Annotated in this window: 11 protein-coding genes; 4 read left to right on the forward strand and 7 right to left on the reverse strand. The window is 71.0% G+C overall.

Features of this window, described 5'->3' with window-relative positions; all coding sequences use genetic code 11:
- Positions 1-27: 27 nt before the first annotated feature.
- From ACK4TT_RS06745 to cysS, 4 genes are all read right to left on the reverse strand, one after another.
- Positions 28-492, reverse strand: coding sequence for an iron-sulfur cluster assembly scaffold protein (locus ACK4TT_RS06745; protein WP_409637569.1), 465 nt, complete (start codon positions 490-492; stop codon positions 28-30).
- Positions 493-535: 43 nt separating this feature from the next.
- Positions 536-2767, reverse strand: coding sequence for an arylsulfatase (locus ACK4TT_RS06750; protein WP_409637567.1), 2232 nt, complete (start codon positions 2765-2767; stop codon positions 536-538).
- Positions 2768-2831: 64 nt separating this feature from the next.
- On the reverse strand, positions 2832-3398 hold the full coding sequence (locus ACK4TT_RS06755; protein WP_409637564.1) for an SRPBCC family protein: 567 nt from the start codon (positions 3396-3398) through the stop codon (positions 2832-2834).
- A complete protein-coding gene (gene cysS / locus ACK4TT_RS06760) occupies positions 3398-4777 on the reverse strand; it encodes a cysteine--tRNA ligase (RefSeq protein ID WP_409637669.1) in 1380 nt (459 codons plus the stop codon). The genes ACK4TT_RS06755 and cysS overlap by 1 nt, the downstream gene beginning before the upstream one ends.
- Before the next feature lie 168 nt (positions 4778-4945).
- Between cysS and folE the strand changes: the two genes are divergently transcribed.
- From folE to ACK4TT_RS06775, 3 genes are read left to right on the forward strand one after another with little or no spacing between them, the layout of a single operon-like run.
- Complete coding sequence (gene folE / locus ACK4TT_RS06765) at positions 4946-5575, forward strand: GTP cyclohydrolase I FolE (RefSeq protein WP_409637561.1); 630 nt, start codon at positions 4946-4948, stop codon at positions 5573-5575.
- Positions 5576-5593: 18 nt separating this feature from the next.
- Entirely contained in the window at positions 5594-5986 is a 393-nt protein-coding gene (gene hisI, locus ACK4TT_RS06770) for a phosphoribosyl-AMP cyclohydrolase (protein WP_410212676.1), read from the forward strand.
- On the forward strand, positions 5983-6609 hold the full coding sequence (locus tag ACK4TT_RS06775) for a LysE family translocator (RefSeq protein ID WP_410212677.1): 627 nt from the start codon (positions 5983-5985) through the stop codon (positions 6607-6609). Before hisI ends, ACK4TT_RS06775 begins: the two co-directional genes overlap by 4 nt.
- 7 nt (positions 6610-6616) lie before the next feature.
- Here ACK4TT_RS06775 and ACK4TT_RS06780 read toward each other — a convergent pair whose 3' ends face one another.
- The 3 genes from ACK4TT_RS06780 to ACK4TT_RS06790 all read right to left on the reverse strand — a co-directional run bounded on the left by ACK4TT_RS06780 (position 6617) and on the right by ACK4TT_RS06790 (position 9286).
- Positions 6617-8020: a sensor histidine kinase gene (locus tag ACK4TT_RS06780; RefSeq protein WP_409637552.1), complete on the reverse strand. Its 1404-nt coding sequence runs from the start codon at positions 8018-8020 to the stop codon at positions 6617-6619.
- Complete coding sequence (locus ACK4TT_RS06785) at positions 8017-8751, reverse strand: response regulator (protein WP_409637550.1); 735 nt, start codon at positions 8749-8751, stop codon at positions 8017-8019. The genes ACK4TT_RS06780 and ACK4TT_RS06785 overlap by 4 nt, the downstream gene beginning before the upstream one ends.
- 118 nt (positions 8752-8869) lie before the next feature.
- The gene (locus ACK4TT_RS06790) at positions 8870-9286 is read right to left on the reverse strand and encodes a hypothetical protein (protein WP_410212678.1); all 417 of its coding nucleotides are present in this window, start codon (positions 9284-9286) and stop codon (positions 8870-8872) included.
- 303 nt (positions 9287-9589) lie between these two features.
- On the opposite strand from ACK4TT_RS06790, the gene ACK4TT_RS06795 reads away from it, so the two are divergent.
- Positions 9590-12796 carry an autotransporter domain-containing protein gene (locus ACK4TT_RS06795; RefSeq protein WP_410212679.1) on the forward strand — a complete coding sequence of 1069 codons (3207 nt, stop codon included), beginning with the start codon at positions 9590-9592 and terminating at the stop codon, positions 12794-12796.
- Positions 12797-13144: the final 348 nt, after the last annotated feature.

Raw genomic sequence — 13144 nt, forward strand, 5'->3', positions numbered from 1 at the left:
GTCGCTTACGCCGGGGTCAGGAGGGGATCAAGCCGCGCCGGCGGGGGTAGTTCGCCCCCCATCCTTGAATTCGGTGGCGCGGCGGACAGCCTCGGCGGCGGCCTCGAACGCCAGCAGCGTCGAGGCGTGGCGGGCGGGATAGTCCTTCACCGGGGCCAGCATCGAAAGATCCGAGAAACGTCCGTCGGGCGGGGGTCCGCCCTCCTTCAGCATTGCACGGAACTGGTTAGCGGCCCGTTCCAGTTCGGGCAAGGTCGCGCCGATCACATGCGCCCCCAGCACCGAGGCCGCCGCCTGGCCCAGCGCGCAGGCCTTCACGTCCTGGGCGAAGTCCGAGACCCGGTCGCCTTCGACGGCCACGTCCACCACCACGCGGCTGCCGCACAGCTTCGAGACCTTCTCGGCCGAGCCGTCGGGCGCGGCCAGGCGCCCCACGCGCGGGATTTCCGCCGCGAGCCGCAGGAGCTTCGCCGAGTAGAGGTCGTCGATCATCGGGCCTTAGGTCGTGCCTGGGGGCCCTCAAGTCAAATCCCGCCTACTGCCGCGCCATCTCGGCCTGGCCCACGGCCTCGCCGTCCAGGGCCTGGTCAGGGTCCATGGTCACCGTCACCTTGCGCAGGGTTCCGGTGAAGGCGAACGGCGCGGCGTACTCGGCGACGGGGCTTCCCCGATCCAGGCCGATGTCCAGCCCCGACCAGGAGATGAGCGTGTTGAAGCCGTTCACGGCCGCGACCTCGCCGGCCGGCTCGCCGTCGATGGTGAGCGTGAACGTCCTGGGTCCGTTCTCCCCCCGCCGCGACACCACGCCCAGCCGCGTGGCTCCCGCCGGGATCGGCCGGTCCGAGACCACGGTCGTCTTCTCGCCGCCGATGTTCAGGGTGTGCTTCAGGCGCCCCTCCTCGACATAGAGCGAATAGCCGCTGGTGGCGTCGCCGTGGGCGATCAGCACGCCCGCCTCACCGCCGGTAAGCCGCACCTCGGCCTCGATGCGGTAGGACCGGGCCCGCACGTCCGGCGCCACGTCGGTGGGCAGATGGCCCATGCCCTTATGGAAGACGAACCGGCGCCGGGCGCCGTGGAAGCGGGCGGCGTTGTCGGCGAATCTCTGGCCGAAGCGGTCGTCCAGGGGCAGGACGTTATGGGCCTCCGCCTGCCGCCACCACTCGTCCGTCAGCGCCTTCAGCCGCTCCGGCTCCCGTTCCGCCAGGTCCTCGGTCTCCGAGAAGTCGCGGTCCAGGTGGAACAGCTCCCAGCGGTCCTCGTCGAAGGGCGTTCCCGGCGGGTGGAAGGCCACCGCCTTCCAGCCGTCCTTCCAGAGGCCCCGGTGGCCGAACATCTCGAAGTACTGCGGCGCCCTGCGCGGCGGGGCGGCCGGGTCGGTCAGGCTGGCGGCGAAGCTCTCGCCCTCCAGCGGCATTTGCGCCACGCCCTGAACCGTTTCGGGCGGGGAAATCCCGATCACGTCCAGCAGGGTGGGGACGAGATCGCAGGCGTGGGCGAAGCGCTCCCGCACCTCGCCCCGTGCGGGGATACCCTTCGGCCACGACACCACCAGCGGGTCGCGGATGCCGCCGCCGTGGGTGTTCTGCTTGTAGCGCCGAAGCGGCGTGTTGGACGCCATGGCCCAGCCCTGCGGGAAGTTCGAGTGCGTGTCGGGCCCGCCGATGTCGTCGATGCGGGCGATCTTCTCGGCCATGGACTCGCCGCGGAAGTTGAACGGCCCCATGGCGTTGACGAAACCCTGCGGCCCGCCTTCCTGGCTGGCGCCGTTGTCCGACAGCACCAGGATCAGGGTGTCGTCGCGCAGCCCGGCGCGGTCCAGGAAGTCCACCAGCCGGCCGAGGTGGCGGTCGGCGTGGTCCAGCATGGCGGCGAAGGCGCTCTGCAGCCGGGTGAACAGGCGTTGCTCGTCGGGCTCGTAGCTGTCCCAGGGCCGCACCCCGTCGTTGGGCGGCGGCAGGCGGGTGTCGGGCGGCACGATGCCCAGGGCCTTCTGCCGGGCGAGGCGCCGCTCGCGCTCGGCGTCCCAGCCGTCCTTGAAGACCTCGTCGTAGCTTCGGATCAGCTCGGCGGGCGCCTGGTGCGGGGCGTGGCAGGCGCCGGGCGCCAGCCACAGCAGCCAGGGCGTGTCGGGCGCGTCGGCGATGTGGTCGGCGAGATAGCGGATCGACTGGTCCACCAGGTCCTCGGTCAGATGGTAGCCGGTCTCGTAGGTCCCGGGCGCGGCGATGGGCGTGTTGTCCCGCACCAGCTCGGGCGAATACTGGTCGGTCTCGGCGTCCATGAAGCCGTAGAAGCGGTCGAAGCCCCGGCCCAGCGGCCAGCCGTCGAACGGTCCGGACGGCCCGGTCTCGGTCAGCGGCGTCACGTGCCACTTGCCGACCATGTAGCTTCGGTAGCCATGGGGCCGGAGCATCTCGGGCAGGGTCGCCGCCTCGCGGGCGATCTTGCCGCGATAGCCCGGATAGCCGCTGTCGAAGTTGGCCAGGCAGCCGACGCCGACCGAATGGTGGTTGCGTCCGGTCAGCAGCGCCGCCCGGGTGGTCGAGCACATGGCGGTGGTGTGGAAGCCCGAGTACCTCACGCCCTCGGCGGCCAGCCGGTCGATGACCGGCGTGCGGATCGGCGAGCCGTAGCAGCCGAAGTCCGAGAACCCCACGTCGTCGAACAGCACGACCAGGATGTTGGGCGCGCCCTTCGGCGGGCGCGGCGCCTCGGGCCACTCCGGGACCGAGTCCGCCACCGTCCGCCCGATCTTCGCCGCCATCGCCGCCCCTCCCCTTATGTCGTTGGGAGACACCTTGGCCGAGGGCGCCGGCGGAGGGAAGCGCCTACCCTCGCCGCTCGTTCCAGATCGCCTCGGCGCGCGCCTTCAGGGCCTCATTCATGGCGTGGAAGCCGCGGCGCACCGGGCCCGCCATCCGCCGGCCCAGCGAGGCGCCCATCAGCCCGCCGAAGATCTCGCCGTTGTCGACCACGCAGCCGGTCGCGGACAGGGCCTCGATCTCGATGTAGCGCAGGGTCTTGATCGTCCCGCCCAGCAGGCTGAGCTGCCAGTGGAGCTGCTCGTTCGGCACCCATTCCAGCACGCGCGGCCTGATCTCCTGCCGGGCCTGGCCGGGCAGGGCGAGCGTCATGGAAAGCTGCTCGCCGATGCGGATCACGCCCGCGGCCCGGGGATAGGTCGGGTTCCACTCGGACCAGCGGTCCAGGTCGTAGAGGACCTCCCAGATCACCTCGGCGGGCGCCTGGACGCCGATGCGGTCCTCCACCCGGAAGCCCTTGGGCCCCTTGGGCGGCGGCGGCTTGCCCTCGGTCTTCAGGCTCATCAGCTTGGGGCCCATGGAGCCGGTGCGGCCGAAGGGCGCGGCCTTCAGCTCGGGCGTCTTGAAGGCCATTACGATTGCTCCTTGATGCGCCAGGTGGCGCCGGTGGGATTGTCCATCACCTCGACGTTCAGCGCCGTCAGTTCAGCGCGGATGCGGTCGGCCTCGGGCCAGTTCCTGGCCGCCCGCGCGGCGACCCGCTGGGCGATCAGCGCCTCGACCCGCTCCTTGAGATCGGCGTCGCCGCCCTGGAACCAGGCCTCGGGGTCGCCCGCCAGGAAGCCCATCAGGTTCGCCGCCGCCAGCAGTTCGCCCTTGGCCACGGCGCGCTCGCCCGCCCCCGCCGTCTCCAGGCGGGTGGCCATGGCGAACAGCTCGGCCATGGCGGCGGGCGTGTTCAGGTCGTCGTGCAATGCGGCCAGGAAGGCGGCCGGCGGCGGCATCTCGGCGGCCGCCACGTCGCCCGCCCGGCGCAGGGCGCCGTAGAGCCGGTCCAGCGAGCGCTTCGCCTGCTCGATCAGGTCGGGCGTCCATTCCAGCGGCGCGCGGTAGTGGCCGACCAGCAGCGCCCAGCGCAGGGCCTCGCCGGGCGTGGTCTTCAGAAGGTCGTGGGCCAGCGCGACGTTGCCGACGCTCTTGCTCATCTTCTCCTCGGCCATGTTCAGGAAGCCGTTGTGCAGCCAGTACTTCGCATATTCGTGCGAATGGCCGGCGCAGACGCCCTGGGCGAGCTCGTTTTCGTGGTGCGGGAAGACGAGGTCGATGCCGCCGCCATGGATGTCGATCGGCAGGCCCAGCACCTCCCGGATCATGGCCGAGCACTCGATGTGCCAGCCCGGCCGCCCCGGTCCCCACGGGCTCTCCCATTCGGGTTCGCCTGGCTTGGACGGCTTCCAGAGCACGAAGTCGCGCGGGTCCTGCTTGTAGGGCGCCACGTCCACCCGGGCCCCGGCGATCAGGTCCTCCAGCGGTCGGCCCGACAGCTTGCCGTAGTCGGGGAAGCTCGCCGTCGAGAACAGCACATGGCCCTCGGCGGCGTAGGCGGCCCCATTGGCCACCAAGTCGCCGATCATCTTCACGATGGCGTCCATCGTGTCGGTCACGCGGGGCTGGAAGGTGGGCGGCAGCGCCCCCAGGGCCCGGGCGTCGGCGTTGTAGGCTTCGAGGTAGCGGTCGGTGACCGCGGAGATCGGCACGCCCTCGGCGGCGGCCTTCTGGTTGATCTTGTCGTCCACGTCCGTGACGTTGGCCGCGTAGAGCACGTGATCCGCGCCGTAGAGGCGGCGCAGCACCCGGAACAGCAGGTCGAAGACCACGACCGGGCGGAAGTTGCCGATGTGGGCGTAGTTGTAGACCGTCGGCCCGCAGACATACATCGTCACCCGCCTCGGATCGGTGGGGACGAAGTCCCGCTTGGCGCGGGTCATGGTGTCGTAGAGCTTGAGGGTCATGGTCACGCTGACGCTGGGGAACAGTTGCCGGTCCGGCCTTGCGACCCATATACAGACGGCCCGGACTTGAAGCCAACGTGGCGTCGGGTCCGTAAGGACAAGGGTGCCACGCGTCATTCCGGGACCGTCGTCCCGGCGCAACTCAGGCCCAAGGAAGACCGCTCTCCCATGGATGCTCCCGCTCGCGACCGCACCCTGATCGGGGCCGACGACAACCTCGACCCCGTGAAGCGCCCGACCCGCGAGGAGGCGATGGAGGCCGTCCGCACCCTCATCGCCTGGGCCGGCGACGACCCGCGCCGCGAGGGCGTGATCGACACGCCCAAGCGCGTGGTGGACGCCTACGCCGAATGGTTCGAGGGCTACAGCCTCGACCCCGCCAAGGAGCTGTCGCGCACCTTCGAGGACGTGCAGGGCTACGACGACATCGTCATGCTCCGCGACATCGAGGTCGAGAGCCACTGCGAGCACCACATGGCCCCGTTCCTGGGCAAGGCCTATGTGGCCTACATGCCGACGAACCGGGTGGTGGGCATCTCCAAGCTGGCCAAGGTGGTCGAGATCTTCGCCCGCCGTCTCCAGACCCAGGAGACCATGACCCAGCAGATCGCCGACGCCATCACCGACAGCCTCAGGCCCGCCGGCGTCGCCGTGCTGATCGACGCGGCCCACCAGTGCATGACCACCCGCGGCGTGCACCACCGCCACGTCTCGACCATCACCACCCAGTTCACCGGCGTCTTCAAGACTGATCCGACGCTGCGCCAGCGCTTCCTGGACTTCGTGAACCGGCGCTGAGGCGCTAAAGGGGAGGCCATGACCGGCTTCCCCACCGCCCCCGACAAGCAGGCCCTGGAACAGGGCCAGACGCTTTCGCCGCGCTTCGATGCGGCCGGCCTGATCGCGGCGGTGGCCACCCATGCCGAAACCGGCGAGGTGCTGATGTTGGCCTGGATGAACGCGGAGGCGCTCCAGCGCACTATCGACACCGGCGAGGCCCACTACTTCAGCCGCTCCCGGAACGAGCTCTGGCACAAGGGCGCCACCTCCGGGCAGGTGCAGAAGGTGGTCGAGTTGCGCGTCGACTGCGACCAGGACGCCGTCTGGATGAAGGTCCGGCCCCAGGGCGACGGCGGCGCCTGCCATACCGGCCAGCGCTCGTGCTTCTACCGCGTGGTCGAGAACGGCAGGCTGGTGAAGCGGCCGTGACCGTCGCCGCCGCCCTTCTCGCCTTCAGCGTCGCCGCCGGCCTCCTGACCATCACGCCCGGCCTCGACACCGCCCTCGTCCTGCGCACCACCGCCGCCGAGGGGTCGAAGCGCGCGGCCCTGGCGGGCCTGGGGATCGTGACGGGCTGTCTCGCCTGGGGCGCGGCCGTGGCGCTGGGCCTGGGCGCCCTGCTCGCCGCCTCGACCCTGGCCTTCACGATCCTGAAGTGGATCGGAGCGGCCTATCTCGTGTGGCTGGGCCTCAATCTGATCCTGAAGCCCCGTCAGCGCTTCGACCTCGACGCCGCGGCCGCCCCGGCCGGCGACGGCCTGGCCTGGATGCGCCGCGGCCTGCTGACCAACCTGCTCAATCCCAAGGTCGGCGTCTTCTACGTCAGCTTCCTTCCGCAGTTCCTGCCGCATGGCGTCCCCGCCGCGCCCTTCATCTTCCTGCTGGCGGCGCTGCACGCGGTCATGGGCCTCGCCTGGTTCGCGACGCTGATCGCGGCCACGCGGCCCATCGCCGGGGCCCTGAAGCAGGCCGCCGTCGTCCGCTGGCTCGACCGCCTGACGGGCGGCGTCTTCCTGGCCTTCGGCCTGCGCCTGGCCCTGGAGCGACGCTGAGCGGATTTCAGGCCGCGAGCGGCAGGGTGACGATCGCCGTGAGCCCGCCGGCTCCCGAAGCCAGCTCCACCTCGCCGCCATGCGCCCGGGCCGTCGAGCGCGCGATGGGCAGGCCCAGGCCCACGCCGCCCTGGTCCAGGTTCCGCGAGGCGTCGGCCCGGTAGAAGGGCTGGAAGGCCTGCTCCAGCTCCTCGGGCGAGAGGCCAGGCCCGGCATCGGCGATGGTCACCACCGCAGTCTCGCCCTCGCGGCGGACGCGGATGCGGGCCGAGCGGCCGTACTTCACGGCGTTGTCCACGAGATTGCCGAACAGCCGCTGGAGCGCCACGGGATCGCCGTCCACCGCCAACGGCTCCCCTTCCTCGATCTCCACGTCGGCGCCCAGGGTGGCGGCGTCGTCGGCCACGCATTCCACCAGCGACAGCAGGTCCAGGCGCTCGCGGGTGCGCGGGGTGCTCTCGTCGCGGATGAAGGCCAGCACGCCGGCGATCATCTTCTCCATCTGGGCCACGTCGGCGAGGACGGACTCGCGCACCTTGGGCGGCGCGGCCTCCAGCTTGAACCGCATCCGGGCGAGCGGCGTGCGCAGGTCGTGGGAGATGGCGCCCATCATGGCCGTGCGGTCGTCGACATAGCGTTTCAGGCGGGCCTGCATCTCGTTGAAGGCCACCGCGGCGGCGCCCACCTCGGCCGGACCCGACACCTTCATCGGCGGCGCGTTGGGGTCGCGCCCCAGCCGCTCGGCGGCCTCGGAGAACCGCTTCAGCGGCGCGGTGATCCGGCGCGCGATCAGCAGGCCCGCCGGCGCCACCACCAGGAAGCCGACCGCCAGCCACAGCATCATCCGCCGCTGCCAGAGATTGGGGAACGGCTCGGGGCTGGAGCGCACGATCGTCCAGCCGCCCTCGGGCCGGCGCACGGCGGCGGCGAAGTCGCCCACGATCGGCGGCTCGCCCATGAAGATGCGGTTGCGCCCGTCGTTCAGCTCGACGAAGCGGGGCGGCCGATCGGCCGGCGGGAGATCGCGGGGCCCGACGGTCCTCAGGTGCAGGCGGGAGCGTACGGGACCCCGATGGCGCTGGACCAGCCGCACGTCGGCCTCGGCGGCCCCGAGCGCGCGGGCGAGCGAGGCGGCGGAGAGTGGCGCGAACCCTTCGGAGCGCTCCAGATCCTCGGGAAGAGTCTGAGCCGTCTCGCGGCGCATGGGCGGGCCCAGCCTGGCCGTGAGCGATCCGCCCTTGAGCGCGGCGGCCACTTCCTCCACGCGGTAGATCGGCGGCCGCGGCGGCGGGTTCAGCAGAATCGCCATCGTGCTGACGGTGTGGGCGACCACCAGGCTCGCCAGCAGCAGCAGGACGAGCTGAAGGCCGATCGGCAGGCCCCTCAGCCGCCGCCGCTCAGGCGTGCTCATGGACGCGTGACCTTGGCGTCGAACATGTAGCCCGCGCCGCGCACGGTCTTGATGATCTCGCCCTCGATGCAGGCGTGCAGCTTGCGCCGAAGCCGGCTGATCTGGACGTCGACGGCCCGGTCGAAGACGTCGCTGGATTCGCCCCGGGCCAGCTCCAGGAGCTGGTCGCGTGACAGGATGCGCTGCGGATAGTCCAGGAAGGCGTTGAGCAGGGAGTACTCGCCCGAAGTCAGCAGGATGGTCGTGCCGTTGGGGGCGCGGACCTGGCGGCGCTGCATGTCCACGACGAAGCCCAGGAAGTGGTAGGCCTTGCCGCGCTTGGGCGCCCCGCCGCGCGCCTCCTCCAGCCGGCGGAACACCGCCCGCACGCGGGCCAGCAATTCGCGAGGGCTGCAGGGCTTGGCCAGGTAGTCGTCGGCGCCGAGCTCGAGACCCAGGACGCGATCCACCTCCTCGCCCATGGCGCTGACCATGATGATGGCCGGGCCGCCGCCATCCGCCGCCAGCCTGCGGCAGATGGAGAGCCCGTCCTCGCCCGGCATCATCACATCGAGGATGACGAGGTCGATGGGTTCGGCGCCGAGCACGCGGTCCATTTCGGCGCCCGAGGCGGCGGCGTGGACCTGGAAGCCGTATTCGCCCAGGTAGCCCGCGACCTGCTCGCGAAGCTGGGTGTCGTCGTCGACGACGAGGACATGGCGGGCGGGCAGCACGTTGGGGGCCGGGGTCATGGAAGGGTCCTCTGCGCCCGAACTGTGGCGCCAGCACTACCGGTTCGCCACAATTCCCGGCGGTTCGGACATGAAGCGGCAGGCCGGGCCCCCGTTCGGAGCCCCGGCCGCCGCAGCCTCAGGCCGCCGCCTGAGCCGTTGCGCCTGCGCTGGCGCGGCTCCACGAGTGGGTCCGTCCGAACGAGCCCAGGGCGGCGCTCAGCTCGGCCGCGCTCAGCCGGCCGTCGCCGTCGGAATCCAGCTTGGCCACGGCCTCACTCAGGGCGTCGCCATCTTGTCCGAGGGCCGAACGGATCTCGTCGAGGCTGAGCGCCCCTTCGGAATCCGCGTCCGCCGAGGCGATCAGGTCCGAGACCATGTCGGCCTCACCGGACTCCTCCTGCGCGCCCAGCAGGCTGGAGAGGGTCATCGAGGCGAAGGTCCCGCCGGAGGGCGGCGGCCCCGGGGGCGGTCCGGACAGCCGGCCCTTCCCGCCGGCCTGCACTTCGCCCGGCATCTCTTGCCCGTCGGCCTCGGCCTGCGGCCGCAGGATCATGCTCAGGAGCTTCTGGGCATGGGCCGAGCCGTAAGCCGCTGAATTTGCGGATATCTGCACGTCGGTTCTCACATTGCTGTTGTTGCCTGGGCCGCCTCGCCCCAGAGAGGTCGCGCCGACCAAATCAATCAAAGGCAAGACGAATGCTAGATTACACACTCCAGTTATATTTCATATTTTCGATCTTGATTGAAATATATGAGAAACGTTGGCGCATATCATCGAACATTACACCCCCTTTGTAGCCATTCGACAGACACAATTACATAAGACTTCTGACGTCACTGTCGGAGGGACTACTGGATGTCTGGGAAATTTTCGCCGGGGTCGGCCAATCCGCGCCGGCACGCCTGGCGGATCGGCGCGTCGGTCGTCAGCCTGTCGACCCTGGCCTGGGCCGCCCAGGCGAACGCCGAGACCAAGATCGATTCCGCACGCACGACGCCGATCGCGACGTCGACGGCGGCTTCCGGGTCGCCGGACAGCATCAGCATCACCAGCGACGGTTCGGTGAAGCCCGCGAGCGGGGTCGCCGTGACGCTCGACAGCGACAACGACGTCGCCAACGCCGGGACGATCCAGATCCAGGATGCCGACGGCGCCGTGGGCGTGCTGGTCACGGGCGGCCACACGGCCGGCGTCTCGAACTCGGGGACGATCCAGGTGGACGAGACCACGGAGGCGTCCGACGCCGACGAAGACGGAGACGATGACGGAGCCTTCGCCACCGGGGCGGGCCGTTACGGGATCCGCGTGACCGGCCCCTCCGCCTTCACGGGCGACATCGTCAACGGAAGCGGCGGGGCGATCACCGTCGAGGGGAACGACTCCGCCGGCGTCTCGGTCGAGACGGACCTCACGGGTTCGCTCTCAAACCTCGGCGGCATCACGGTCGTGGGCGACCGCGCCTACGGTCTCCGATCCACCGGCGAGATTGGCGGCGACGTGGCCATCCTGGGATATGTCTCCGCCACCGGCGAGGCGGCCCAGGGCGTGGCGCTCGAAGGCGACATCCAGGGCGGCGTGGTGGTCCAGGCGGCGGTCGTCTCGACCGGCTATCGTAGCACCGGCCGCAGCACCGACGCCGATGTGCTGGCCGCCCTCGACGCCGACGACCTGCTCCAGGGCGGCCCAGCGCTCGCCGTCTCGGGCAGCGTCGCCGGCGGCCTGCTGATCGACACCCCGCCCGCCGACAACGATTCCGAGGACGACGACGAGGATGACGACGGAACCGCCGACGCCTCGGAATCCACCGGCTCGGTCGCGTCTTACGGCGGCGCGCCGGCCGTCGTCGTGGGCGCGGCGGACCGCGACATCAGCCTGGGCGCGGTCAGCACGGCGGCGCCCTATGGCGTGGTCATCGAAGGCTCCGTGACAGGTTCGGGCGTTTATGACGGCGTCGCCGCCACGGGCCTTCAGCTCGGTCTGGAGAACGGCTGGCGGGTCGACATCGCGGGCGGCGTGACCGTCGGCGGCGCCGTGGGCGCCGTGGCCTATGAGGCCGACGCCACGGCGATGGTGCTGAACGGCGGCGCCTCGGCGCCGCTGCTGCGCGTCGACGGTTCGGTGACGGCCTCCGTCACCTCGGAGACCGGCTCCACGGCCCGCGCCATCCTGCTGCAACCCGGCGCGACGGCGGCCGCCCTGCAGAACGCCGGCTCGATCACCGCCATCCTGTACGGCGAGGCGGGCGACGCCGTGGCGCTCCAGGACCGTTCCGGCAGCCTGACCGAGATCCAGAACATCGGCGCCATCGGCGCCAGCATCGTGGCGACCGACGATTCCGACGACGCGGACGACGACACCGACACGACCAACGAAACCGTTACCGGCCGCGCCGTGGCCATCGACGTCTCGGCCAACATCACGGGCGTCACCGTGCTGCAGTACGACGAGAGCGGCGGCGAGACGCCCCCGTCCATCGTAGGCGACATCCTGTTCGGGTCGGGCGACGACCACCTGCGCGTGCTGGGCGGCGTGGTGACGGGGGACATCTCGTTCGGCGGCGGGGCCGACGCACTCACCATCGACGGAGGCGCCACCGTGGCCGGCCGGCTCGGCCTCGATGGCGGATCCCTGGCCCTGTCGATCGCCGACGGGTCCCTGGCCATCGAGAACGTGGGCGTGCTTCATCTCAGCTCGCTGATCCTGGGCGCCGAAGCCGAACTGGCCTTCACGGTCGACCCGGCGACCGGGACCTACACCGCCCTGCAGGTCGCCGGGACCGCCGCCATAGCGAACGGCGCGCAGATCGACCTGAAGCTCACCTCGCTGCTGCGCGGCGAGGCGACCTACACCTTGATCCGGGCGGACAGCCTGGCGGCTGGCGGCGTCGACGGCGGCCTGCTGGGCGACCTGCCCTACCTCTACGCGTCGCAGCTCGCGGCCGACACGGACGCGGGGACGGTGAGCGTGACCCTGTCGCGCAAGACCGCCGGCCAGCTCGGCCTGGCCGCCGCCGCCCAGGGAGCCTACGAGCCGCTGATCGGCGTGATCGGCGCCGATTCCGAACTGGAAAAGGTGCTGCTCGCCCAGACCGACCGCGAAAGCTTCCTCCACCTCTACAACCAGATGCTCCCAAACCGTTCAGGGAGCGTCTTCCGGCTGGCCGCGGCGGCTTCGGCCGCGGCCGCGCGGCCGATCGACGATCGACTGGCGCCCGAGGGCGGCGGCGTCTGGATCCAGGAGATCAACTACGGGCTGAACGTCGATGGGACCCTCGAGGCGCCTGGCTACAAGGGCTGGGGCTTCGGGTTCGTGGGCGGCGCCGAGTTGCCCGCCACGTCGCTGGGCGTGGCGGGCCTCACCCTGGGCGGGACCTCCAGCGAGCTGGACGACGACGGCGCGACAGTGGGCGAGAGCCTGGTGATGAACCAAGTGGAAGGCGGCGCCTACTGGCGGATGGCGCGCGGCGCCTTCTTCGCCAACGCGCGGGTCGCCGTGGACTATGTCTCGGTCAAGAGCGAGCGGGTGATCATCGGCGTGACCGACGACCTTCAGATCAGCCGGACGGCCAAGGCCGACTGGTCGGGCCTGGGCCTCGCCGCCCGGCTCCGCGCCGGCTTTCAGCTCGACTGGGGCGGCCGCTTCTATGTGCGCCCGGAGGCCGGCCTCGACTACTTCCGCCTGCGCGAAGGGGCCTACGAGGAGGCCGGCGGCGGCGAGGCGGTCGACCTGGCGGTGGAGGCCCGCACCAGCTCCAGCCTGTCGGGTTTCGCGGGCGCGGCGTTCGGCGCGGCCTTCGGCGAGGAGGTGACCTGGGGGCCGGAACTGCTGCTCGGCTGGCGCGGGGTCGCGAGCGAGAGCCTGGGCGACACCAACGCCCGATTCCGTTCCGGCGGCGACGCCTTCCGGCTCATGGCCGACGAGATGGAGGGCCAGGGACCGGCCGCGCGGCTCTCGTTCAAGGGCGAGGGGGACATGGGCGCCTTCGTCCTGGACGGCGGCGTGGAGACCCGCGGCGACCTCGCCATCTACGACATCCGGCTCTCGGCCCACTTCCGGTTCTGAGGAGGTCCCCGTGGGAAGCCCCCGTGCCGACACTGGGTTGAAACGCCCGTGAAACAAGCGCGCCCAACTGCGGCCCGGCGGCCGGCGCACCTTGATCCCGCGCCAAGGCGGACGGCCCGATCTCTCCACCCCTGCCGGACCTTCGCGGGCGCCCGATCCTCGGGGTTGACCCCAAGCCGCCCCGAAACGCCCCTCCGCCTTTTCCCCCCGGGCGGAGGGGCCCGGGCGCGTCCCGAGATTGCGGCGCATCAATGCGCCGCCCGCCCGGAGGACGCAGGAACCGGCGACTTCACCCCCCCGCGGGACTCATCAGGTGGATAGACGACCCTCCTTTCCCACGCGCCGCTT

The sequence above is a fragment of the Phenylobacterium sp. genome, assembly GCF_046463815.1.
Classification (GTDB): Bacteria; Pseudomonadota; Alphaproteobacteria; order Caulobacterales; family Caulobacteraceae; genus Phenylobacterium.